At 72.6% G+C, this 25,136-nt stretch carries 15 protein-coding genes; 10 read left to right on the forward strand and 5 right to left on the reverse strand.

Annotated features, from left to right (window positions below; genetic code table 11):
- Nucleotides 1-120: 120 nt before the first annotated feature.
- The 5 genes from phoU to NYF13_RS07435 form a co-directional block, all read right to left on the reverse strand.
- Entirely contained in the window at nucleotides 121-792 is a 672-nt protein-coding gene (gene phoU, locus NYF13_RS07415; protein ID WP_315655163.1) for a phosphate signaling complex protein PhoU, read from the reverse strand.
- Nucleotides 793-875: 83 nt separating this feature from the next.
- Entirely contained in the window at nucleotides 876-2,741 is a 1,866-nt protein-coding gene (locus NYF13_RS07420) for an LCP family protein (protein ID WP_315655166.1), read from the reverse strand.
- A 1,837-nt stretch (nucleotides 2,742-4,578) separates the two neighbouring features.
- Complete coding sequence (locus NYF13_RS07425) at nucleotides 4,579-5,259, reverse strand: GGDEF domain-containing protein (RefSeq protein ID WP_315655169.1); 681 nt, start codon at nucleotides 5,257-5,259, stop codon at nucleotides 4,579-4,581.
- 93 nt (nucleotides 5,260-5,352) lie between these two features.
- Complete coding sequence (gene idi, locus NYF13_RS07430; protein ID WP_315655172.1) at nucleotides 5,353-5,937, reverse strand: isopentenyl-diphosphate Delta-isomerase; 585 nt, start codon at nucleotides 5,935-5,937, stop codon at nucleotides 5,353-5,355.
- A 149-nt stretch (nucleotides 5,938-6,086) separates the two neighbouring features.
- Nucleotides 6,087-6,920, reverse strand: a complete 834-nt coding sequence (locus NYF13_RS07435) for an alpha/beta hydrolase (protein WP_315655174.1) — start codon at nucleotides 6,918-6,920, stop codon at nucleotides 6,087-6,089.
- A gap of 376 nt (nucleotides 6,921-7,296) precedes the next feature.
- On the opposite strand from NYF13_RS07435, the gene NYF13_RS07440 reads away from it, so the two are divergent.
- The 10 genes from NYF13_RS07440 to NYF13_RS07485 all read left to right on the forward strand — a co-directional run bounded on the left by NYF13_RS07440 (nucleotide 7,297) and on the right by NYF13_RS07485 (nucleotide 25,134).
- Entirely contained in the window at nucleotides 7,297-7,635 is a 339-nt protein-coding gene (locus NYF13_RS07440; RefSeq protein ID WP_315655176.1) for a WXG100 family type VII secretion target, read from the forward strand.
- Nucleotides 7,636-7,671: 36 nt separating this feature from the next.
- Nucleotides 7,672-7,971, forward strand: coding sequence for a WXG100 family type VII secretion target (locus NYF13_RS07445; RefSeq protein ID WP_315655177.1), 300 nt, complete (start codon nucleotides 7,672-7,674; stop codon nucleotides 7,969-7,971).
- Between the two features lie 90 nt (nucleotides 7,972-8,061).
- Nucleotides 8,062-8,601: a type VII secretion target gene (locus NYF13_RS07450; RefSeq protein WP_315655178.1), complete on the forward strand. Its 540-nt coding sequence runs from the start codon at nucleotides 8,062-8,064 to the stop codon at nucleotides 8,599-8,601.
- A gap of 56 nt (nucleotides 8,602-8,657) precedes the next feature.
- Nucleotides 8,658-9,590, forward strand: coding sequence for a hypothetical protein (locus NYF13_RS07455; protein WP_315655179.1), 933 nt, complete (start codon nucleotides 8,658-8,660; stop codon nucleotides 9,588-9,590).
- A complete protein-coding gene (locus NYF13_RS07460) occupies nucleotides 9,512-12,787 on the forward strand; it encodes a hypothetical protein (protein WP_315655181.1) in 3,276 nt (1,091 codons plus the stop codon). Before NYF13_RS07455 ends, NYF13_RS07460 begins: the two co-directional genes overlap by 79 nt.
- Before the next feature lie 31 nt (nucleotides 12,788-12,818).
- Nucleotides 12,819-16,820, forward strand: a complete 4,002-nt coding sequence (gene eccCa, locus NYF13_RS07465; RefSeq protein WP_315655182.1) for a type VII secretion protein EccCa — start codon at nucleotides 12,819-12,821, stop codon at nucleotides 16,818-16,820.
- Between the two features lie 40 nt (nucleotides 16,821-16,860).
- On the forward strand, nucleotides 16,861-18,249 hold the full coding sequence (gene eccD / locus NYF13_RS07470) for a type VII secretion integral membrane protein EccD (RefSeq protein WP_315655183.1): 1,389 nt from the start codon (nucleotides 16,861-16,863) through the stop codon (nucleotides 18,247-18,249).
- Nucleotides 18,250-18,265: 16 nt separating this feature from the next.
- Nucleotides 18,266-18,535, forward strand: coding sequence for a type VII secretion protein EccB (locus tag NYF13_RS07475; RefSeq protein WP_315655185.1), 270 nt, complete (start codon nucleotides 18,266-18,268; stop codon nucleotides 18,533-18,535).
- A 64-nt stretch (nucleotides 18,536-18,599) separates the two neighbouring features.
- Nucleotides 18,600-21,782, forward strand: a complete 3,183-nt coding sequence (locus tag NYF13_RS07480) for a hypothetical protein (RefSeq protein ID WP_315655186.1) — start codon at nucleotides 18,600-18,602, stop codon at nucleotides 21,780-21,782.
- 31 nt (nucleotides 21,783-21,813) lie between these two features.
- The gene (locus NYF13_RS07485; protein ID WP_315655188.1) at nucleotides 21,814-25,134 is read left to right on the forward strand and encodes a right-handed parallel beta-helix repeat-containing protein; all 3,321 of its coding nucleotides are present in this window, start codon (nucleotides 21,814-21,816) and stop codon (nucleotides 25,132-25,134) included.
- Nucleotides 25,135-25,136: the final 2 nt, after the last annotated feature.

Consider the following 25,136-nt stretch of genomic DNA (forward strand, 5'->3'; position numbering starts at 1 on the left):
CTGTCCTTCGTGGACGGAGGAGCCGTTGTGCGGTCTCGGCCGGGGGAACACGAACGAGGGCCGCCGGGGAAGGTGCTCTCCCGGCGGCCCTCGTTCAGCCGGCCCTCGTCCGGCCCCGGCTCAGAGGTTCAGGTCCTCGTCCGTGCCGTAGCCCGGCATCCGGCCGGTGACCACGAAGATCATCCGCTTGGCCACGGAGACCGCGTGGTCGGCGTAACGCTCGTAGAAGCGGCCCAGCAGGGTGACGTCCACCGCGGCGGCGACGCCGTGCGGCCACTCGCGGTCCATCAGCACCGTGAACAGGTGGCGGTGGATGTCGTCGACCTGGTCGTCCTCGGCCTCGAGGTCCTTGGCCGCGTCCACGTCCTTGGTCTTGATGACCACCTCGGCCTGGCGCGCCAGCTTGACCGCGACGCGGCCCATCTCGGCGAAGTCCGGCTTCACCGCGTCCGGCAGCACCGGCTCCGGGTGGCGGCGCCGCGCGGCCTTGGCGACGTGCAGGGCCAGATCGCCCATCCGCTCCAGGCTTTCCGCGGCGTGGATGGCGGCCAGCACGGTCCGCAGATCGGTGGCGACGGGGGCCTGGAGGGCGAGCAGCGCGTACGCCTGCTCCTCGCATTCGGCGCGCGCGTCGTCGACCTTCTGGTCGTCGCTGATCACCTGCTCGGCGAGCCCGAGGTCGACCTCGAGCAACGCCCTGGTCGCACGCTCCATCGCATCGGCGACCTGCACCGACATGGCCGCCAGGTTGACGGCGAGCTGGTCGAGTTCGACATGGTAGGCCTCACGCATGGGCTCAACCCTACGGCGCGCGCGGTTCGAACACCGCATCGCCGGGTGAACCCGAAGTGAACCCGGCCTAACGAATTCGCAGGTCAGCCGGAGTTGCCGGCCTGGTTCGAAGCGGACTGCGGTGCACCGGCGTTCGAGGCGGCCGAAGGGGGCGCGGCGGCGGTCTTTTCGCCGGGCAGCGCGGTGTTGTCGCGCAGCGCGGCGAACAACGCGTCGTTCTGGCTCTTGAGGAGCACCTCGTTGCCACGCTTGTTCGCGATGCCCACGGTGGGCGCGGTCAGGAAGTTGATCTTCGACGGATCGAGGCCGCGCATCGACTGCGCGAGCGTCATCATCTGCTGCACCCCGAGGTTGTCGCCGAAGGTGGCGCCCGCGAACGCGGTGATGAAGCTGGACAGCTTTCCCGGGTCCAGCACCACGTCGGAGGACATCACCTTCTTGAGCAGCGCGCCGATGAACTGCTGCTGGCGCTTGATCCGGCCGTAGTCCGAGGTCGGGTCGCCGATGACGTGGCGGGCGCGCACGTAGCTCAGCGCCTGGTCGCCGGAGATGGTGACGTCGCCGGTCTCCAGCAGGACCTTCCCGAGCGTCGTGTCGTCGATCGGCTTCTCGTTGTGCACGGTGACGCCGTGCACCGCGTCGACCATGGCCTTGAACCCGTTGAAGTCGATGCCGATGAAGTGGTTGATCCGCAGCCCGGTGAGCTTCTGGATCACCTTGGTCATGCACTGCGGGCCGCCGACGCCGAACGCGGTGTTCAGCTTCGCGATCTTCTGCTCCTTCACCACTTCGTCGGTGGTGGCGGATTTGGCCGGGTCCCAGCGGTTGCAGTCCGGGCGGTCGATTTCGAGGTCGCGCGGGAAGGAGACGACGACCACGCGCTTCCGGTCGGCGGGCACGTGCGCGACCATGACCGTGTCGGACCGCGCGCCGGGCACGCCGTCGGCGCTGCCGACGTTCTCCTCGGACGACGCGCCGTCGCGGCTGTCGGAGCCGACCATCAGGAAGTTCTCGTCGTTGGCCTGCGCGGCGGCGTTCTGGATGTCCGAGGAGTTCTCGTCGAGCGCGGAGACCTGGGTGAACTTGGCGTCGAACCAGTTGATCGCACCCCAGGCCGCCCCGGTGCCGACGAACACCAGCACGGACAGCACGATCAGCGCGATCCGCCCGATGCGCGCCGTCCGATCGTTGTGGCGCTGCTTCTTCTCCTGCAACCGGGTCTGCGGCGCTTGCTCGGCCTCGTCCTCTTCGGGCCGGTCGCCGGTCGTGACCACGCGTTGCAACGCGGTCCGCGTCTGCTCCAGCAGCGCCACCGGCCGCGAGGTCAGCCGTTCCCGCCGCTCGCGCCGCTTCGCCTCCTCCGCCGCCATCTCGTCGTGAGCGGCGGAGAACCGGGCGAGCGTGTGGTCGATCTTCCGCCGCGACTGCGTCGCCTCGTCGATGACCTCCATCTCGTCGGTCATGGTGAGCGGGTCCATTTCGGACCGCGGCGGCACCCCCTTCGCCGGCCGCGCCGGCGCCCGCCGAGTCCGGGGCCGGCCGTCGGCCGGGGCTTCGGCACCGACCGCGGGGGTGACCTGGGTGTGCTCGGCCGGGTCGGCGGGTGTGACGGCCGGGGTGAGCTGGGTGCGGTCGGCCGGGGCGCCGCCGGTGACCGGACGCTCGACCGCGGGGGTGAGCTGGGTGCGGTCGGCCGGGGCGCCGCCTGTGACCGGACGCTCGACCGCGGGGGTGACCTGGGTGTGCTCGGCGGGCTTGCCGCGGGGACCGGGGCGTTCGGCGGGACTGCCGTTGCGTTCGAGCGGTTTCCCGGGGGGGCCGGGGGTGAGCTGGGTGCGCTCACCGTTCGCCCCGGCGCCGGGCTCGGGCCGGCCGGGGGACGGGTCCGGACCACCGGCGGCCGGGGCGAGCACCGTCCGCTCACCGGTCTGGCCCGGGCCCCGCTCCATCGCCCGGTCACCGGTCCCCGGGCGCGGACGGTCACCCGCGGCGCGCTCGGCCGGTGTCCCCTGAGGACTGGGCCGACCGCGTCCGGCCGGAGGTGCGCCGTGGGAACCGAGGACAGCGCGGTCGGCGCGGTCAGCGGGCGGGGCTCCGTTCAGCGCCTCGGGGGCGCCGTTTCGGGGTTTGCGGGGGCGGTCGGCGGCGGGGTGGCCGTTCGGGGCCGGGGGTGGTCCGCCGACGGTGGCACCGGTTCGGGGACGTCCGGGCGAGCCGTTGAGAGGGCCGAGTCCGGAGCGGTCCGGCTGGTCGCCGCGGTCCGTGGAAGCCGAGCCGGTGGTGGTCCGGTCCAGGGCGGCGGGCGAGCCGCCGGGGTCCGGGGTCGCGTGGGCGCCGGTGGACTGGACCGGTCCCGGCGAATCCGGCAACGCCCGGCGACGGCCGGGGCGTGCGCCCACCGGACCCGGTGCTGCTGAGCCCGGACCGGCTGCGCCTGGGCCCGCTAAGCCCGGACCGGATGAGCCGGGTGCTGCCGAACCTGGACCTGCTGGGCCCGCCCCGGCCAAGCCTGGACCGGCTAGGCCCAGACCTGCTAAGCCCGGACCGGCCGAGCTTGGACCCGCTGAGCCAAGACCTGCTGCGCCCGGACCGACTGGGCCTGGACCGGTCGAGCCTGGACCTGCTGGGCCTGGGCCGGCCGAGCCTGGGCCTGCTGGGCCCGGACCGGCCAAGCCTGGACCGGCCAAGCCTGGGCCTGCTGGGCCTGGACCGGCTGAGCTCAGACCCGCTGAACCAGGACCGGCCGAACCCGGGCTCGCCGGGGCGGTCGAGGTGTGTCGTTGCGGCGGAGGGCCCGGAACCGGCGAAGCCGAGGTCGAGCGGCGGGGGCGTGGGGGGCGGGGTGGGACCTCGGCCACCGGCTGGATCGGTGCCGGGCGGGTTCGTCGGGCGGGTGCTTCCGCGCGGTCGGTGGAGTAGGGCTGCTCGTCCGCGTGAACGGGCGAGTGTCCCGGTTCCTCTGCGTGAGCACCGCGACGTCCGGACCGCTCCGCCGGAACGGAGCGGGGCCCGGTCGGCTCGGCCTGGTGGCTGCCCGTGTTCCGCGGTCGGGCGCGGCGTCCGGATCGCTCGCCGGCCGGATGAGCGCCGGAGTCCGCCGCGCTGAGGTGGTGGCCGTTGGTGGCGGCCGGCAGGTCGGGTGCGACCGGGAGGTGGGCGGCGTCGGCCGCTCGGTGGCCGTTGGTTGCGCCGTTCGGGTCCGGCCGGCTGGAGCGGCGCCCCGAAGTCCTCTCCGGGAGATCGGTGTACCGGTGGCCGTTGATTGCGCCGTTCGGCGCCGTTCGGCTCGGGCGGCGGGTCGTCGGCTCGGGGGGTGCGTGACCGCCGACCGTCTCGCCCGAGCGGGGGCCGGACCCGGCTTCGGTGTCGGGGGCTTCGGTGTCCGGGCCGGTTTCGAAGATCGGACGTTCGCCGGTGTGCCGGGCGACCACGTCGGACACGCTGATGCCGCCGTGGGTGTCCATCGAGCGGCGCCGGCCGGGGCGGGAGGGGGTACCGCCGTCCGAGTGGCGACCGGTGCCGTGGGTGTGGTGCTCGTCGGGCACTCGGTCTCCTTTCGCACTTCAGCACTGGTCAAGCGGTTCCCGTACTGGGCGACGCCGGCTCCAGTACGCGCCCTCCCCGGACATGTCGCACCTCGGCGGGCTTTCGTTATCGTACGGATACCCAGCGTTCGTGACGACACCCTCCCGCGATTTTCTTCACCATGCGTCTATCTGGCCCGGGCTGAAGCGGACGAACAGGTGAAGCTGGCGTTCGGTGAACGGAAGTGACCCCGGCTTTACGTTACTCAGAGTGGGTAATTACTCGAGCCGTCCCACGGTCGTGATAGGCGATCCGATTGCGTCCGGCGCGCTTGGCCGCGTAGAGCAGGTTGTCCGCGCGCACGAGCTGCCGCTGGACCGCCTCCTGATCGGCGGACGCATACGCCACCCCCACGCTTATGGTGACCCGCAGCCCGGGCTGGAGTTCTGACCAGGGGTGACGCGCGACGCGCACGCGGGTCGCTTCGACCAGGCGGATCGCGCTGGGCGCATCGATGCCCGGCAGCACGAGCGCGAACTCCTCGCCGCCGTAGCGCGCGCAGAAGCCGTCCGGCGGCAGGTCCTCCTGGAGCAGGTCCGCGACGCGGCACAGGACCCGGTCGCCCAGCAGGTGACCGTACGTGTCGTTGACGTGCTTGAACCGGTCCAGGTCGATCAGCGCCAGCGCGAGCCCGCGGCCGGAGGGCAGTCCCGGCAGCCGCTGGTCGAGGTAGCGCCGGTTGTAGCTGGAGGTCAGGGTGTCCCGCAGACTGCCGGCCCGGGCGATGTCCAGCGCGGAGCGCAGGTGCTGGTAGGCGCGCTGCCACTCCCCCTGGGTGGCGAACATCCCGGCGATGGATTCGTGCAGGGTCAGCAGGTCCGGCGGGACCACCGTGGGCCACGCCTGGAGCTCGTCCTCGGCCGCCACACCCACCTCCGCCACCTCATGGTTGTCGACCTACAGGAGCGGTCGCTTGAGGTATCGGTACGGGCGAAGGCGAATATCGCTCAAGTGGACGACGCCGGAACGAGGTGATCACGCACCGAAGTTCTGCGGTCCCAGCGACGAGAACGGTTCCTCGGCCTGGAGCTGCGCGTACTGGTCCTGGGCCCAGTAACTCACACCAGCCCCAGGATCTTGCAGCAACTGTGCGTAGTCGGCCCAGGAAATCCAGCGCCAGCCGCCGACTTCGGCCGGGTTGGGCTCCGGATCGCGGTCGGCCCAGGCGACGAACACCGGGCAGAACTCGTTCTCCACGATCCCCTCGAACGGCGGGGTCCGGTAGCGGTAGGACGGCAGCACGCAGCGCAGGTCCGCGAGCTCGGAGAGCCCGATCTCGTAGGCCGCCCGCCGCCGCACGGCGTCTTCCAGCGCCTCGCCCGGCGCCGGGTGCCCGCACACGCTGTTGGTCCAGACCCCCGGCCACACCTTCTTGTCGAGCGCCCGCTGCGTGATCAGCAGGGCCTGGTCGGATCGGCGCAGCACGTAGCAGGAGAACGCGAGGTGCAGCCGGGTGTCGGCGTGGTGGCTCGCGAGCTTCGGCCCGGTTTCGCCGGTGGGCACGCCGTCCTCGGTGACGAAGACGACGCGTTCGGACTCGGTTTCGGTCATGGTGTCCACCCCGAAACTGAACACCAGAGCGGACGGGCGGCGGTACCGCGATGCGGGTGGCCGCGGTTTCCCCTCTCCGGGGGCCGACCGGGAACTGTGCGTGACCATCCGGCGTGAATGTCCACAGTGTACACAGCAAATTGGACGTACATAGTGGACTAGAGCGCCGAGAGGTGCTCGACGATCAGGGTGGTGAGGGCCTCCGGGGCCTCCTCCGCCACCCAGTGCGAAACGTCCTCGAGCATCTCGAACCGGTACGGACCGGCCACCCACTTCTCCGTGCCGAATGCCGCCACCGAGCCGAAAGCCACGTCTTCGGTGGACCAGACGTACATGGTCGGCACGGAGATCTCGCCGATCTTCCCGCCCGGCCTCCCGGCCCGGTACCAGTTGAGCGCGGCGGTGAGCGCACCCGGCTCGGACAACCGCTGCACGTACTCGTCGATCTTGCTCGGCGGGACGCGGCGGTCGAAGACGTCCCGCAGGGCCCGGGCCCCGTCGGCCAGCATGCGCTGCTCGGTGACGCGGGTCTGGCGCCATTCGGTCAGGTAACCCGAGCGCAGGTGCTGGTCCTCGTCGGTCTTCATCGCCGCCGCGAGCGCCGCCGGGTGCGGGGTGGAGACGACGGTGAGGCTGCGCAGGCGCTCCGGGTGCGCGTCGGCCGCCCACCACGCGACGGCGCCGCCCCAGTCGTGGCCGACGAGGTCGAACTCGCGCCACCCCAACCGGTCGGCCATCGCGACCACGTCCTCGACCAGGGTGGTGATGCCGTACTCGGCCGGCTGCTCCGGGCGGACCGACGGCGAGTAGCCCCGCTGGTCGGGGGCCACCGCGCGGTAGCCGAGCACGCCGAGGGTGGCCACCTGGTGCTCCCACTCGACGGCCGCCTCGGGGAAGCCGTGCAGGAGCAGAACGGGGCGGCCGTCCTCGGGCCCGGCGGCGATCGCGTCGAAGACGCCGGCTTCGGTCGGGATGCTGAGCTGCTCGATCACGACTGGCACTCTATCGCCCGGCCCCGGCCGGCCCGGTCGAGTCCGGGCAGGCAGACCTCGGCGGACAAAGGGGCAGCCAGGCGGTCCGGGAGGCCCGGCGTGACCACCCTGGTCAGGGAGAACCCCTATCTTGTCCGGTTTTGTCGGCGTTTGCCCCGGCAACCGCGCAGACGTGTTCAGAAGGGAACAGAGTGGCGACAAGCAGCCGGGGTCTCACTTACCGTCACCCTCGTCGTCTCCGACCGGTTCTCCCAGGGAGAGTCCACGCCGGTCACGACAACGCAGGAAGCCGCCCTGGCGGGCCAGCCCGTGTGGACGGTGCACGGTTTCGGCTACAAGTCGACAAATCTGGATCAGATCGAACCGAGGAGACAATATGGCTTCGCAGAACGGCGCAAAGGTCGACTCAGGCGTAATGCGCCAGGGTGCGGCCGTCATCACCAGCACGGGTGACGGCATCACGAGGGTCAACGGCCAGGTCGACTCGACCATGCACAGCCTGCGCGCGACCTGGCAGTCGGACGCCGCCCTGGTGTTCGACCAGGCGATGGCCTCCTTCGACCAGACCGTGAAGACGATCGTGCAGCGGCTCGGCACGCTGTCCGAGCACGTCACCACGGGTGCGGCCCAGTACGACTCCCGGGACGAGGACAACACCTCGCAGGCCAAGGCCCAGGCCGCGGTCATCGGCGGCGGCGGCCTCGCCGGCTTCTGACCGTCCTCCCACCCGTTTTCAGGAAAGGAAATCCCCATGGCTCTGGGCCAGTTCACGATCAGCTTCACCGAGATGCAGAGCACCGTCGAGCAGGCGAAGCAGCAGTCCAACCAGATCACCGACCTGCTCGACGAGATGCGCAACAAGATCATGGCGCAGCGTGAGCACTGGACCGGTGCCGCGGCCGACGAGTTCCAGTCGACCTACGAGTGGTGCCACCAGCAGGCGCTGACCCTGCCGCAGGCCCTCGACGCCGCGGGCCGCACGCTCGCCACGATCAACGAAGGCACCTCCTCGACCGAGGGCAGCAACGCGCAGCGGTTCGCCCAGCGCTGATGCCGGCGGCGCGGGCCCCGGGGGCGCGGCGCACGCTTGGCCGCGCCCCCGGGGCTTCGGCCTTCAGACCCGAAAGGACAGTGAGCAGCCATGACCTACGGCACTCTGGACGGGACGCTCCCACCCCCGGCCGACACCAAGCCGAAGGGCCCGTTCACCAGCCCGGGGGACCAGACTCCCCCGGACCCGGGCAAGCAGTGGATCCCGACCGGCGACGTCGGCAACGCGCCGCCCGTGCCGGGCGGTTCCGAGCACCCCGGCAAGGGCGTGACCGCGGTCAACACCGCGGCGATGCGCACGTTCGCGGCGAACATGCGGACGCTGGCGGAGGGCCCGTTGTCCAAGCTCCCCGCGGACCTGGACACGGTGAACGTCAAGCCGGGCGTGTTCGCCACGGCGCACGACAAGCTCATCCAGCCGATCGTGGGCACGGGTGGCCTGCGGGACACCACCCGGTCCACGGTGCAGGACCTGGTGACCGCGCTGAACGACGTCGCGGACGCGGTGACCAAGGCGGCGAACGCGTATGACAACGCGGACGAGGCCAACAAGATGACCACCGATGAGTACAACCAGTACTTCGGTCAGCTCAGCTCGGAGATCACCGGGGCGGGGCAGAAGCGCAGCTGATCCGTCCAGCGGCTGGACGGTGAGTTTCCAGGTTGTTTCGAGGCTGACGAGGGACAATGGGCGACGACAACAACAACCACGGGTTCACCAGCGACGACAACGGTGTCTGGCCGGACTCCAGCACCACGCCGACGAACTCGACCGGTGATCCGAGCAAGGACTTCGCCGGCATGACCTGGAAGCAGATCGAGGCGGCAATCCTCGGCGGCGGCTCGATGGCGCCCGGCCAGGAGCAGGCCGACCAGGCCTACTCCAACGTGAACTGGCAGTCGTTGCAGGCCGCCGCCGGGGTTTTCCAGACCACCCAGCTCAACCTGGCCATGGTCTCCCAGGCGATCAAGGACCAGGCCCTGGCCCTGGCCGGCGGGGACGGCCCGTGGAAGGGCACCGCGGCCAAGAACTTCAAGTCCATGATGGACAACATGGCCGCCAAGTTCGACGGCCTGGTGCACCAGATCACCGACGGTGGCAATGGCGGGCGCAACGTCCCGAACCAGCTCGTCAACTCGGCCGCGTACCTGCAGTGGGCCCAGAACACCCTGCGCTACATCGACAGCTACTACGCCCAGCAGGTCATCGAGCGCGGCAAGGTCCTCAACGACGGGCGCGCGTACATCTCGCAGTTCCCCGACGCCGTCGAGATGATGACCAACGACATGCGCAAGGTCGGCAACCAGCTCTCCGGCAAGTACCACTCGTTCAGCACGGCCAGCAACACCTCCTCGACCCCGCCGCCCAGCACTGGTGGCGGGGACGTGCCGCCTCCGCAGGTGCCCCCGCCGCCGGCGGTCCCGCCGCCGCCCGCCGTGCCGCCGCCCCCGCGGTGCCGCCGCCGACCACCCCGCCGCCGGCCGCCCCGCCGCCACCCGCCGTGCCGCCGCCCGCCGTGCCCCCGCCCGGCGGGGGCAAGGTGCCGCCCCCGAACGTCCCGCCGCCGCCCGGTGGCACCGGTGGCGGCCCCGGCGGCACCGGCAACCCGCCGCCGTTGAAGAGCGCCGCCGTGCCGCCGCCGCCCGGTGGCGCCGGAAGCGGCCCGGGCAGCGGCAACGGCTCGCCGCCGCCGTTCAAGAACCTCGCCCTCGCGTCCCCGCCGGGGTCGAACGGTGGGAACGACCCGGGCACCAACCCGCCGTCGATCCCGCCGCCGCCCGGTGGCACCGGCAGCGGGCCCGGCTCCGGTCCGGGCGCGATCCCGCCGCTGAGCTCGCCGAACATCCCGTCGCCGCCCGGTGGCAGCAACGGCAGCGGTAAGGACAACGCCAAGAACCTCGGCTCCATCAAGCCGCCCGCGCTGGACGGTCCTCCCGGCGACAGCACCGGTACCGGTGGTCCCGGTGGTGTCGGTGGCCTCGGCGACATCAAGTCGCCCTCGCTCGGCGGTGCCCCCGGCGACGCCAACGGGCTCGGGGGTGCGAACGGCCTCGGGAACCTCAAGTCGCCGTCCCTGGGCGGTGCCCCGGGTGACACCAACGGCCTCACCAACAACGCGCTCAACCCGGCCCAGCTCCCGCCGAGCCTGCAGGCCCCGCCCGGGGACACCAAGGGCGGCGGCCTCCCGATGATGCCCCCGGGTGGCATGGGCACCGGCGGCGCGGGCGGGGCGAACGGCTCCGGCGCCGAGCGGCCCGACTCCTCGGGCCTGCTGGGCGGTATCGACAAGCCGTGGATCCCGGACCCGCCGCAGGGCATCGGCGACCCGAACGCGCTGGCGCAGACCCCGCCGCTCACCTCGGCTTCGTGGGCTCCGCCGCCGGGTGACGTCGGCACGGGCGGCAGCGGTTCCAGCGTCCCGGGCCTGGACTCGAGCGGGATCGGTGGCCCCGGCGGTACCGGCTCCGACCCGTCCGGCCTCGGCGACATCAAGGGTCTCGACCCGAGTCAGTTCGTGGCTCCGCCGGGGTTGTCGGCGCAGAATCCGGGTGGGTCGCAGGTGCCGGGGGTTCAGCAGCCGGGTTCGCCGATGATGCCCCCGGGTGGTATGGGTACCGGTGGTGCGGGTGGCGCGAACGGCTCCGGGGCCGAGCGTCCGGATTCCGCCGGTCTGCTGGGCGGGGTGAACGAGCCGTGGAACGGCAGCACCCCGGACGGCATCGGCGACCCGAGTTCGCTCGGCGAGACTCCGGCGTTGAACCCGGCTTCGTGGGCTCCGCCGCCGGGTGACATCGGTGGCGTGGACCTCAACGGTGCGGGTACCGAAGGACTGGGTGGGGCCGGCGGCGAAGGCCCGTCGAGCCTCGGCGGTGTCGGCGGTGTCGATGGTTCCGGGGGCCTTGGCGACATCAAGGGTCTCGACCCGAGTCAGTTCGTGGCTCCGCCGGGGTTGTCGGCGCCGAACCCGGGTGGGTCGCAGGTGCCGGGTGCTCAGCAGCCGGGTTCGCCGATGATGCCCCCCGGTGGTATGGGTACCGGTGGTGCGGGTGGGGCGAACGGCTCCGGTGCCGAGCGGCCGGATTCGGCCGGTCTGCTGGGTGGCGTGGGTGAGCCGTGGACTGCGAGCACTCCGGATGGCGTCGGGGATCCGAGTTCGTTTGGGGAGACTCCGGCGTTGAGTCCGGCTTCGTGGGCTCCGCCGCCGGGTAGTTCCGGTGCGGATCTGACGGGTGCTGGTGGTGCGGATCCGGGTGAGATCCAGGGCTTGGATCCGAACCAGTTCGTGGCTCCGCCGGAACTGTCGGCCCCCAACTCGAACGGGTCGCAGGTGCCGGGTGTTCAGCAGTCGGGTTCGCCGATGATGCCCCCGGGTGGTATGGGTACCGGTGGTGCGGGTGGGGCGAACGGTTCGGGGGCCGAGCGGCCGGATTCCGCGGGTCTGCTGGGCGGGGTGGGTGAGCCGTGGACTGCGAGCACTCCGGATGGCGTCGGGGATCCGAGTTCGTTTGGGGAGACTCCGGCGTTGAGTCCGGCTTCGTGGGCTCCGCCGCCGGGCAGCTCGGGTGCGGATCTGACGGGTGCTGGTGGTGCGGATCCGGGTGAGATCCAGGGCTTGGACCCGAACCAGTTCGTGGCTCCGCCGGAACTGTCGGCGCCGAACGCCAATGGGCAGCAGGTGCCGGGCGGTCAGGCCCCCGGCTCGCCGATGATGCCTCCGGGCGGCATGGGCGCGGGTGGCGCGGGCGCCGGGGCGAACGGGGCCGAGCGGCCGGATTCGGCCGGTTTGCTGGGCGGGGTGGGTGAGCCGTGGACCGCGAGTACTCCGGACGGCGTCGGGGACCCGAGTTCGTTCGGGGAGACACCGTCCTCGCCGGCCACGTCGTGGTCCTCGGGCGGCTCGCCGAGTGAGCTGACCGCGCTGCCGGACGGCCCCACCAGCACGAACGGGACGGCGACGGCCCCGGGCGGGATGCCGATGACCCCGCCTCCGGGTGGGGCGGGCACTCCGCCGGTGGCGGCCGAGCGGCCGGATTCGGCGGGGCTGCTCAACGGCGGCTCCGAGCCGTGGTCGGGCGGGTCGGTCCCGGCCGGGGTCGGTGACCCGGACGTGGTGTCCGAGACGCCGTCCGCGGCGCCGGCTTCGTGGGCGACCGCGCCGGCCGAGACGCCCGCCGAGGCTCCGGCCTCGTGGGCCACGTCGTCGGCCGAGGCGCCCGGATGGTCCACTCAGGACTCGGGTGGAACTGCGGCACAGTCCACTTCGGACGTTCCCGCAGTGCCGTTCGGGCCGACCGGGTGGGGTGTGGCGGATCCGGGGCAGCCCACGCGAGAGCGGGAGAAGGACAAGGCCGCGCCAGGGGCGACGCCCTTCGCCGACCAGCCCGACGACAGCGTGCGGATCGCCGTGGTCGAGCCCGCGGAGGCGGCGGACACCTCGGCGTGGGACGTCGGCACGGCGGCGTTCCTGCCCGGTCTGCTGCCGGTGACGGCGCCGGCGCAGGAGCGCGAAGAGGACCTCACCACCGATCTGGTGGAGCGCACGGACGAGCCGTGGCGGCCCGTCGAAGACCCGGACGAACCGCGGCGCGCGACCTACCAGCGGCTGCGCTCGGGCCAGGGCGAGTTCATCCCGGATGAGCTGCCCACCTGCGGTGACGGCCCGCCGCCGGAGCCGGAAGCGGCCGAAGAGGACACCTCCGCCACCGAAGACGGCGAGGAGGAGGAAGAAGAGGAACGCACCATGGCCGACCTGCTGAGCCAGGACGGCACCGCGTGGGGCGGTCCGGTGAACCGGCCGTCCGGCGTGCTGGAGTGACGGTTCGAGTGATGACGGAGGAGGTGCACCGGTGAGCACGGAGACGGTCAAGCGCGGCCCGCGGACCGCGGGTCCTGAGCTGCCCGAGGGAACCGAGGAGCTGCAGGAGCCGCCGGTGCTGGCCGAGCCGGCCGCGCGGGACTTCAACTCGCTGCTGATGATGCTGCCGATGGGCATCGGTTCGATGGTCATGGTGCTGTCGTTCTCGGGGGTCGGCGGCAGCTCGCCGATGACCTACGTGCTCGGTGGCGGCATGGGCGTGTCGATGATGGCGATGAGCCTCGGGCAGCTGACCCGGTCGGCCGGTGAGCGCAAGCGCAAGATGCGGGCCGAGCGCCGGGACTACCTCCGTTACATCACTCAGGTGCGCGGCCGGGCGCGGTCGACGGCCGAGCAGCAGCGGCGGGCGGTGGCGTGGAACAACCCGTCGCCGGACTCGTTGTGGTCGCTGGCGATGGGGCCGCGGCTGTGGGAGCGGCGGGTTTCGCACGACGACTTCGGCCGGGTGCGGATCGGGCTCGGCTCGCAGCAGTCGGCGCTGGAGCTGGTTCCGCCGGTGACCAAGCCGATCGAGGACCTGGAGCCGCTGTCGGCCATTTCCCTGCGGCGGTTCACCGAGACCTACCGGACGTTGTCGGGGATTCCGACGGCGGTGGGGCTGCGCAGCTTCACCAGCGTGGAGTTCGACGGTGACCCCGAGGCCGCGGTGGGCCTGGTGCGGGCCATGCTGGCGCAGCTGGTGACGTTCCAGTCGCCGGACGAGCTGCGGGTGGCGGTGCTGACCACGGAGGCGGCGCAGTCGCAGTGGGACTGGGTGAAGTGGCTGCCGCACAACAACCACCCGACGCTGCGGGACGCGGCGGGCCCGCTGCGGCTGCTGGCGGCGGACCACGACGAGCTGATGGACATCCTGGGCGAGGAGGTCGCCGACCGCGACGACCACGACAAGTCCGTCGGCCCGACCACGACCGAGCCGATGGTGGTGATCGTGGCGCACCTGGCGACGTTGCCGGAGTCCTCGCGGCTGCTCGGCGCGGGCCTGCGCAACGTGGTGCTGCTGGACGTGACCGGTGCGCTGCCCGGTGGCCCGAAGGTGCTGCGGCTGACCACCAAGGACGATCGGGTCGAGTTCCCGGCCGGCACCGGGGTCGGCTCGGCGGTGCGGGACGAGCTGTCGGTGATCCAGGCCGAAGGGCTGGCGCGGTTGCTGGCGCCGAAGCGCACGAGCGGCACGCTGGAGATCGCGGACCAGCCGTTGGAGAGCGACTTCGGCCTGACCGCCCTGCTGAACATCCGGGACGTGCACTCGTTCGACGTGCCGGCGCAGTGGCGGCCGCGGGCGGTGCAGCGGGCGCGGATGTCGGTGCCGATCGGGGTGACCGAAGAGGGCGAGATCGTCGAGCTGGACCTGAAGGAATCGGCGCAGGGCGGGATGGGCCCGCACGGCATGCTGATCGGCGCGACCGGCTCGGGCAAGTCCGAGCTGCTGCGGACGCTGGTGCTGGGGCTGGCGGCGACGCACTCGTCGGAGATCCTGAACTTCGTGCTGGTCGACTTCAAGGGCGGCGCGACCTTCCTGGGCATGGACCGGCTGCCGCACACCTCGGCGATGATCACCAACCTGGCCGACGAGCTGCCGCTGGTCGACCGGATGCAGGACTCGCTCAACGGTGAGATGGTGCGGCGCCAGGAGCAGTTGCGCGCGAGCGGGCACCCGTCGTTGTACGAGTACGAGAAGGCGCGCGCGGCCGGTGAGCAACTGGCGCCGATGCCGACGTTGTTCCTGGTGGTGGACGAGTTCTCCGAGCTGCTGAGCGCGAAGCCGGAGTTCATGGAGCTGTTCGTCTCGGTCGGGCGGCTGGGCCGCAGCCTCGGGGTGCACCTGCTGCTCGCCTCGCAGCGGCTGGACGAGGGCCGGATCCACCGGGTCGAGGGCCACCTCTCCTACCGGATCGCGCTGCGCACGTTCTCCTCGATGGAGTCCCGCAGCGTGATCGGGGTGGGCAGCGCCTACGAGCTGCCGTCCGAGCCGGGCAACGGCTACCTCAAGATCGACACCACGAACCTGGTCCGCTTCAAGGCCGCTTACGTCTCCGGCCCGGTCCCCGCGGGCGGCGGCGAGGGCGGGCTGGTGGACGCCGCGCGGGTCAGCCGCGAGGTCGTGCCGTTCTTCACCCAGGCGCGCCCGGTCCGGCTGATCGTCCGCGACGACCAGGTCGACGACACCGCCGAGCAGGCGCCGGAGGACGTCCACGAGAACACCGGGCCGACCGGTCCGACCCTGGCCGACGTGTTCGTCGAGCGCCTCGCCGGGGCCGGCCCGGCCGCGCGCCAGGTGTGGCTGCCGCCGCTGGCGGAGTCGCCCTCGCTGGATTCGCTGCTGCCGAGCGTGCTGCCGGACCCGGTGCGCGGCATGACCGTGCAGGACCCGGCGCACCACGGTCGGCTGCGCGTGCCGATGGGCATGATCGACCGGCCGTTCGAGCAGGTGCGCGAGCTGCTGCTGGCCGACCTGTCCGGCGCGGCCGGGCACGTGGCCGTGGTCGGCGGTCCGCAGACCGGCAAGTCGACGCTGGTGCGCACCCTGGTGCTGGCGCTGGCGATGACCCACACCCCGGACGAGATCCAGTTCTACGGACTGGACTTCGGCGGCGGCGGGATCATGTCGATCAGCGGGCTGCCGCACGTCGGCTCGGTCGCCACGCGGCTGGAGCGCGACCGCGTGGTGCGGACCATCGAAGAGATCTCGCAGATCATGGAGTACCGCGAGAACGTCTTCTCCGAGCGCGGCATCGAGTCGATGGAGGTCTACCGGCAGCTACGCCGCCGCGGCCAGCTCGAAGACGCGTTCGGCGACGTCTTCCTGGTGATCGACGGCTGGTTCTCGCTGAAGAACGACTACAACGAGCTGGAAGCGAAGATCGGCGAGCTGGCCTCGCGCGGGCTGTCGTTCGGCATCCACGTGGTGATCGCCTCGACCCGCTGGTCGGAGATCCGGCCGTACCTGCGCGACCTGCTCCAGACCCGGTTCGAGCTGCGCCTGGGCGACCCGATGGAGTCGGAGATCGGCTCCCGCAAGGCCAAGACCGTGCCGAACCAGCCGGGCCGCGGCATGACCCCGGACGGGCTGCACTTCCTGGCCGGACTGCCGCGGATGGACGGCAGCTCGGCCACCGACGACCTCGCGGCCGCGACCAAGGCCGTCGCCGAGGAGGTGCACACGTTCTGGCCCGGCCGCCGGGCCCCGGCCGTGCGGATGCTGCCCTCGACGCTGCCGATCGGCGAGCTGCCGCGCCCGGACGGCGACCTGCGGATCGCGCTGGGCCAGGACGAGCAGCGGCTGCTGCCGGTGTGGCAGAACTTCGAGGCCACCCCGCACCTGCTGGTGTTCGGCGACAACGAGACCGGCAAGACCAACCTGCTGCGGCTGTCCCTGCGCTCGATCCTCGCGCGGTACTCCCCGGCCGAGGCGAAGGTCGTGCTGGCCGACCCGAGCCGCACGCTCGACGCCGAAGTCCCGGAGGCCTACCGCGTCGGCTACGCGACCACTTCGGAGTCGTTGCAGGAGCTGGCGACGCAGGCCGGCGTCTCGCTCTCGCCGCGGGTGCCCGACCAGAGCATCACCGCCGACCGGCTCAAGCGCCGCGACTGGTGGACCGGCCCGCGCCTGTTCTTCGTGGTCGACGACTACCAGCTGCTCACCACGGGCATGGGCTCGCCGCTGGAGCCGCTGCTCTCGCTGCTGGCCCAGGGCTCCTACATCGGCTTCCACCTGATCGTCGCGCGCAGCACCTCGGGGGCGATGCGGGCGCTGAGCGACCCGGTGATCCGCCGGATCTGGGAGCTGGGCAGCCCGGGCGTCGTGTTCTCCTACCCCAAGGAAGAGGGCAAGTTCCTCGGCGAGGCCGCCCCGCGCAAGCTGCCCGCCGGTCGCGCCCAGCTCGTCACCCGCCGCGGCGTGAAGCTCATGCAGACCGGTTACGTGCCGACCGGGGCCGACGCCGAGCAGCAACTGGTCGGTGGTCTCCGGTGACGGCTTCCCCCCACCCCCCAAGCGAAGGAAGGAGCGGACGTTGACCACCACGCAACAGGGCGAACTGTGCCGGATCACCGTGTACGGCCCCCAGGGCCGCGCCGACCTGGCCGTGCCGATGGCGGTGCCGGTCACCAGCCTGCTGCCGGTGCTGCTGCGGCACACCGGCGGCCGGGAGGAACTGCGCGAGTCGTGGGTCCTGCAGCGGCTCGGCGACGCGCCGCTCGACCCCGCGGGCACGCCGGAGTCGCTGGACTGGAAGGAGGGTGAGGAGTTCCACCTCCGCCCCCGCCAGGACCCGCTGCCGGAGCTGGACTTCGACGACATCGCCGACGGCATGGCCACGGCCGTGAGCCGTCAGCCGGGACGCTGGCGGCCGGAGTTCAACCGGTTCCTGTTCCTCGGGTTCGCCATCTTCGCGCTGGTCGTGCTGGCCCGCGTGCTGCTCTACCCGGACCTTTCGGTGTTCCCGGCCGCGAGCGCGGGGGTCGTGGCGCTCGGGCTGCTGGTGGCCGCGGTGGCCACCGGCGTGCGGTCGGAGGACCGGGCGCTGCTGGTGCTGCTGGGCCTGGGCGGCTGCGGGTTCGCCGCAGTGGCCGGCGCGGTCGGCGTGGCCGGCCTCGGACCGGCGTTCGACCTGCAGGGCGCGCCGGTGCTGGTCGGCTGCCTGACCTTCGCGCTGGCGGGCGGGCTGGTGATCGGCGGCCGGGCCGCGTGGTCGCCGTCGATCCCGTTCGTGCCCTTCGGCGCGGTGGTCGCGACCGGCGCGCTGGGTGCGCTCACGCTCTGGCTGCACCTGGGCCCGGGGTTCTCCACGGTGCAGGCGGCCGGACTGGTCTCCACTGTCCTCATCGGACTGCTGGTGTTCGCGCCGCGGATCGGCATCCGCTTCGCCCGCATCCGGGGCCCGCAGCTCCCGCGCACGGCCGACGAGCTGCAGTACGACATCGAGCCGGCGCCGGCCGAGCAGATGGTGCGCCAGACCGCGTACGCCGACGGCTACCTCACCATCGCCTCGATCGCCACCGCCGTCACGTTCACCGTGTGCTTCCCGTTCCTGATCGGCGAGGGCCTGTACCCGGGGCTGCTGGCCGGGCTGGTCTCCGCGGCGGTGCTGATGCGCTCGCGCAGCCTGCTCGGCGCGTGGCAGCGGGTGCCGCTGGCGGTCGCGGGCTCGATCGGGCTGGTGCTCCTCGCGCTGTCGCTGATCGAGCCGCTCGCGACGGACTGGCGCGGCGCCAGCGCGTTCGGCCTGGCCCTGGTGTTCTTCCTGTTGGTGCTGGCCATGCTGCGACCGCCGCCGCGGCGACTGCTGCCGATCTGGGGCCACCTGGCCAACTGGCTGGAGACGCTCAGCGCGGTCGCCGTGGTGCCGATCCTGCTGGAGCTGTTCGGGGTCTACTCCTGGGCCGTCGGGCTCACGGCGTGAACGGGGCGAGCTGAGCATGGTGCAGACGCAGAAGGACCACGTCGAGGCGTATTCGTTCCTGATCGGGCGGATGACCTCGGCCCTGGTGCTGGGCGACGCGAGCCACCTCGACGTGCCGGCCAAGCGGGCGTGGACGGGACTGCTCGTCGGCGTCGCGCTCGGCGTGCTGATCGCGGTCGGGTTCTTCGTCTACGGGCTGATCGTGCATCACACCGGCGGCGCCGCGCCGTCACCACCCGTGGGAGGGACGGGCGGGCCGTCGCACACGGTCCGCCAGGCCACCTGAGCTCGAACCACCACCACGGCACCGCGGTGCCGGGCCGGTGCCGGCAGGAAGGACGAAGGGGATCATGGACCTCTCGCTGACGCGTCGCGGGCACGGTGCCTCCGGCGCCCCCCTCGACAAGCAGACGATCGGCAACGCTCTGGTCGTCCACCCCGCCGACGGGATGACCGAGCAGGCCCAGGCGCTCGCGCTGGGCGTCGCGGCCGACACCGAGCACGACCTCGTGGTGGTCGACCTGCCGGTGGACTCGCCGATCTCGATGTGGGAGTCGGTGGCCAAGGTGCTGCCGCGCCGCCGCCGGGGGGTCCGGCTGGTGATCGGCGGCCGCTCGCGCGAGACGACGGCGCTGGCCGGGCAGTGGCTGGCCGAGCGGATCAACCGCACGGTGCTGGCCCCGGACGGCTCCGTGATCCCGAACGCCGGCGGCACCCTGTTCGTCCACTCCGGACGCGGCAGCGGCTGGGTCAAGTTCCAGCCCGGCCGCACGCCGAAGTGGGAGGCCAAGCGCTTCCCCCGCCCGTCGTGGGACTCCGGGCTGACCGCGGAGCTGACCTCCACCAGCTCACGCGGCGTCGCGGAGCCGCTGCCGGGCGGGCTCTGGGTGCGCCCGGTCGGCTTCGACCAGCAACAGCGTGAGCACCGCGTCGCGCTGGCCCACGGTCTGCCCGCGCTGCCGGACGCCATGACCATCGTGCTGGGCTGCCCCGGCTGCCCGCCGCTCACCCTCGACGACGTCGCCCGCCTGTGGGCCCGCCTGCCGGAGAACGTCCGGGCCGGGACCCGGTTCGTGCAGTACGGCCCGATGTCCATGCCGGGCGGCACGACCCTGGGCCAGGCGATCGCGGACCTGCTCGGGCGGGAGATCGCGTTCTACCCCGGACTGCCCGTCCTGGCCGCCCGCGCCCTCGACGTCCGCACGGTGCTGTTCGACGGCCGCCTCGGCTGGTCCACCTTCGTCCGCGAGATCGGCTACCGCCCGCGCGCCGCGCAGGACTCGCCCACCTCGCCCCGGCTGCTCAGCCACCGCACCCCGATCACCGGCCTGGACGAGATCGCCCCGGCCGTGTACTGGTACGCCCCCGACGCCGTGATCGAGGTCGTGCAGTCGGGCCTGCTGGTCCGCCCGCCGAAGGACGGCCCCGACACCCCGGCGGTCCGCGCGATCACCCTGGACCATTCGATCAACAACCTGACGTTCGACGCCCCGAGCGCGGACGCGGTCGACCGCATGCGCCTGCTGGCCGAGGACGTCCTGGCCCGCCTGGACGAGCACACCCGCGCGATGAGCCGGGTGCTGCCGGCGGCCGCGTTGCTGGCCGAGCGCTCCCGGGGGCAGATCCGCACCCGGGCGCTGGGGGAGATCGAGGCGGGGGGCCCGGAGTTCTCGGGTTCGGCGGCCCTGGGTTCGGTGTCCCTGGGTTCGGTGGCCGCGGACACCAGCGCGATCCCGGCCTACCAGCCGGCCACGGACCTGGGCTTGGACGCGGCCTCGGAACCTTCGTTCCTGCGCTCGGAGCCGACGATCACGCAGCGGCTCGACCCCGGGCTGAGGGCTTCACTGGCCGCCGCCGGCGCGCCGATCACCATCACCTCGGCCCGGCTGCCGATGACGGGGATCGAGGACGAGCCGGCCGGGGAGGCCGACCCGGTCCCGGCTCCTCCGGTGCCGGTCTCCGGCCCCACCGCGGTGCCGGCCGTGGGCTCGGCCGCGGCGCCGACCACGGTCTCCACCGCCGCGTCGACCCCGGGCCCGGCCCCGGTCGTCGGCGCCACCACGGCTCCCACCGGCTCGGCCTCCGCCGCCTGGACCCCGCCGCGGCTTCCGCCGTCGAACTTCACCCCGCCCAGCTTCACCCCGCCGGACTTCTCCACGCCCCCGGCGCCGCCCTCCTCGTCCGCGCCGGTGTTCCCGGTGACGCGGCCCGCCCCGATCCCCCCGGCCCTGCCACCGGCCGGGATGCCGATGACTTCGGCGCCGGTCGCGGTTCCGCCGGCCACCCCGCCCGCGGGGATGCCGTCGACCCCGACCCCGCCGGCTGAGGGACCGTCCGCCTCCGCGTCGGTTGCGATGCCGCCCGCTACTCCGCTGTCGGGCATGCCGATGGCCTCGGCGCCGGTTGCGGTTCCGCCGGCCACCCCGCCCGCGGGGATGCCGTCGACTCCGACCCCGCCCGCCACTCCGCCCGCGGGCCTGCCTTCGGTGACCGCCGTCCCGCCCGCGGCGCCGTCCCCGGTGGCCCCGCCCGTCCCGCCTGCGGTCGCCCCGCCGTCCCTGCCGGTCGCCGACGAGCCCGAGCCCGTCGCCGAGGCGGCCACGCCCACCTCCGTCCCGCCCGCAACCCCGGCCACGGCCGGCACCGACCACCCCACCGGCACCACTGCGGACCCCGTCACCAGCAGCGGCGAAGCCACCAGCACCGGCAGACCCGCCACCACCCACCGTCCCGCGGCCCTCCAGCCCACCCCCGGCCCCGAGTCCACCGCCCTGCTCCCCAAGCGGGGCGTGGACAAGGAGCGCGAGTGGCTCCGCAAGTCCCTCGGCGCCGAGTACGGCCTGATGTCCAACTCGATCGCGCGCATCCTTTCCGAGCACCCCGGCTTCCAAGGGGCGCTGTCGACTTCGTCGGTGGAGGTCCTCACCGACGCCGTCGCCGTGCAGCTCTACCTCTCGGCCAAGGGCACCGCGATCGACGCCGGGCTGCGCAGCGGGGTCAACGGGCCGCACGTGCCCATCGCGCGCTGCGTGGTCGCCGGGTTGGCCCGGCTGCCCTCGCACCGCGGGCCCGCGACGTTCGCGACCTCGCTTTCGAGCGCCGCCACCGCGCTCTACCGGTCGCAGAAGGTCCTCACCGAGTGGGGTTTCCTGAACACCCTGACCCAGCCGTCGTCCACCCTCGACGGGGACACCGACGTGCTGGTCTGGTCGATCACCGCGCGGCGCACGAAGCTGCTGGAGCCCGCCGACGCCGGGGTGGACAACCGGGTGCTGTTCGTGCCCGGCACCAGCTTCAAGGTGCTGGAGCTGCGCGAGCCCGCCGACGGCGCGCGCGGCTTGGTCCTGCTGCGCGAGCTGACCTCGAGCGAGGTCGACGAGACGGGCAAGGTCGCCTCCGATCGGATCTCGCTGGACGAGCTGGCGCTGGTCTCGCTGCGCCGCGAACTCGAGGTGCAGGCCGAGGCCGAGGGGCGCAAACCGATGGACAAAAAGGCAGCGGAACGGTTCAACGCGCTCCCGGGGCTGGTGTGAGTGCGATGTTGAGCCGGGAGAGGCGGATTCGATGAACCGACAGTTGCTCGTGGTCGCCGGAGACCGGCAAGGTGCGTTCCCGACCATCGGCGCGGCGCTGGCGCAGGCCCAGCCCGGCGCGACGATCAGCGTGTACCCGGGCCGCTACGAGGAGAACCTCGTGGTGGACCGCATGGTGTCGCTGGTCGCCGAGGAGGGGGCCGGCACGGTCGAGGTGGTCGCGCGTGAGGGCAGTGTGCTCGTCGCGAACTCCGAGGCCGTGCAGCTGCGCGGGTTCACCCTGATCAGCGAGGACGACAAACTGGTGGCCGTGGACGTGGTCCGCGGTGAGGCGGCGCTCGACGGCTGCCGCGTCGTCGGTGCGTCCTGGGCGACGCTGCTCGCGCGGCTCCAGGGCTCGCTCGCGGTGCGTGGCTGTAGCGTCACCAGCAGTGCCGGTGCGGGCGTGGTCATCGCCTCGCCCTCGCAGAGCACGATCGAAGACACCGAGATCTCCGACGCCGCTTCGTCGGGGGTCGTGGTGGCCGAGGTCGGGTCGGTGGTGCTGCGCCGGTGCCGGGTGACCCGCCCCCAGGGCAACGGCATCTGCGTCAACGGCGAGGCGGTCGCCGTGGTCGAGCAGTGCGAGATCTCCGGCGCGCAGAAGCCCGCCATGGTGGTGGAGCAGCAGGGGCAGGCCACCGTCACCGGCTTGACCGTGCGGGAGAGCGCGAACGTCGACCTGTACCTGACCAGCCAGGGCCGCATCTCCGTGGCCGGCTCGCACTTCCTGAACGCGCCGATGCAGGCCGCGCACGTGGCGGCCTCGTCCGCGCCGCTGCTGCGCGAGTGCGTGTTCTCCGGGGCCGAGCGCAACGCCGTGCAGGCGACGGGGAACGCGGCCCCGCAGTTCGTGGACTGCACGTTCGAAGGCTCTCCGGTCGCGATCATGGCCGACGGGGAGGCCGCGCCGCGGTTCGAGCGCGCGACCGTGCGGGGCTCGTCGCAGACCGCCGTGCTGGTGACGGCCGAGTCGGCGGCGAAGATCACCGGGCTGCGGCTGTCCACGGACTCCGGTCCCGGGATCGTCCTGACCGGACAGTCGCGATTGGACCTGGCCGACGCCTCGATCGAGACCGGCCGCGAGGTCGGCATCGAGGTCACGGAGTCGGCGCGGATCACGGTCACCGACATCCGGGTGGGCTCCACCGCCGAGCACGCGGTGAAGCTCGGCGGGAGCACGCCGGCCTCGCTGAAGTCCGTGCTGGTGCGCGGCGGTGGCGTCCAGGTGGCCGGTGAGGTCGAGATCTCGCTCCAGGACTGCGAGATCGCCGACGCGAAAGCGGACGGCATCACCGTCGCGCCGGGTGCGGTGCTCACCGCTTCCCGCTGCCGGGTGCGCAACGCGGGTCGCAACGGTGTCGCGGTCGAGGAGCGCGCGCGGGTGTCGCTGGTCGAGTGCGAGGTGCTGGGCGCGGGTGAGGACGGCTTCCGGCTCGACACGCGCGAAGCCGTCACGATCCGCGACTGCGTGGTCAACGACGCGTCCGGCGAGCCGGTGCACCGCTTCGGCGAGGACCAGGTGACGGTGGACAACCTGAGCACCGATCAGGCGCGCGCCACCGCGGAGCCGATGATGCCGGCCGGCTCCTTCCCCGAGCCCGGCGAGCCCGTCGCGGAGACGACCGTGAGCGAGGCGGCGGGCGAGGTGGTCGACGGTCCGCTGGGCGAGCTGGAGTCGCTGGTCGGGCTGGCCGGGGTGAAGAAGGAGGTCACCGGCCTGATCAACCTGATCAAGATGTCCCAGATGCGTGAGCGGATGGGGCTGCCGATGCCGCCGATGAGCCGCCACCTGGTGTTCGCGGGCCCGCCCGGTACCGGTAAGACCACGGTCGCGCGGCTGTACGGCACGGTGCTGGCCGAGCTGGGCATCCTGTCCAAGGGCCACATGATCGAGGTCGCGCGGGCGGACCTGGTCGGGCAGTACATCGGCTCGACGGCGATCAAGACCACCGAGGTGGTCGAGAAGGCCATCGGCGGGGTGCTGTTCATCGACGAGGCGTACACGCTGGCGGCGGGCTCGGGCGGCTCCGGGCCGGACTTCGGCCAGGAGGCCATCGACGCGCTGATGAAGATCATGGAGGACCAGCGCGACTCGCTGGTGGTCATCGTCGCCGGCTACTCCGAGCAGATGGTGCAGTTCCTCGACTCGAACCCCGGTCTGGCCTCGCGGTTCACCCGCACGATCGAGTTCCCGAACTACAGCGTCGACGAGCTGGTCACCATCACCACCGGGCTGACCCGCAAGCACTACTACGAGCTGACCGACGACGCGATGGCCACGCTGCGCGAGTACTTCGAGCGGGTGCCGAAGAACTCGACCTTCGGCAACGGCCGGGTGGCGCGCAAGCTGTTCGAGGCCATGGTGAACAACCAGGCGTCACGGCTGGCGCTGCAACCGCCGTCGAAGGACTCGGAGCTCAACCGGCTCACCGCCGAAGACCTGCGCGCGGAGCTGGCGCTGCTGCCTTCGGCCGCCGCGGCGGCGGTGTCGGTCGGCTCGGACCCGGCCGCGGCCGTCGGCGCGAGCGCGGGCTGGAACCGGCTGCGCACCCTGGTCGGCCAGTCCACCGTGCGCCAGCACGCGCAGAACCAGCTGGTCCGCCTCGGCGGCCTCAAGCAGACTCGCCAGCCACTGGGCCAGCTCGCGAACGTCGTGATCGGCGGCCCGCGCGGGTCCGGCCGGGCCGAGTTCGCCAAGCTCTACGCGCAGACCCTGGCCGAGCTGGGACTGGTCGGCGTCGGTCATCTGGTCCGCTGTTCGGTGGCCGAGGACCTGTTCCCGCGCTGGCCCGGGCAGGCCGAGGCCCTCGTGCGCACGGCCATGGACGACGCGAGCGGCGGCGTGCTGGTCCTCGACCTCGACGGCGACTGGGAGGCTTCGACCCACACCCCCGGCGTCGAGGTGGTCGAGGCGGTGGCCGAAGCCGTTTCGCGCCGCCCGGCCGACCCGGTGGTCGTGCTGACCGGCGAGGCCCGGCGCGTGTCGGCGCTGCTGGGCCTGGTGCCGACCCTGCGCGGGTTGTTCACCGTCGGCTGGGAGCTCGGCGAGTACACAGTGGACGAACTGACCGAGGTCGCGGTGCGGCAGCTGGCTCGGCGCGGCCACGACGTGCCCGACGAAGTCCGCGACGCGCTGGCCCACGAGCTGGCCGCGGCCTCCGAGCACACGGTGCACGCGGCGCACGAGCTGGCGCGCACGCTCTCGGCCACCGCGGCGTCGCGCACGCTCGCGGCGGCGGACCTGCGCGGCCTTCGCCCGCTGGACACCGGGGCGCTGGCGCTGGGACCGGGATTGGCGTCGGTGGGATGACG

The organism is Amycolatopsis sp. PS_44_ISF1 (assembly GCF_032335455.1).
Lineage (GTDB): Bacteria > Actinomycetota > Actinomycetes > Mycobacteriales > Pseudonocardiaceae > Amycolatopsis.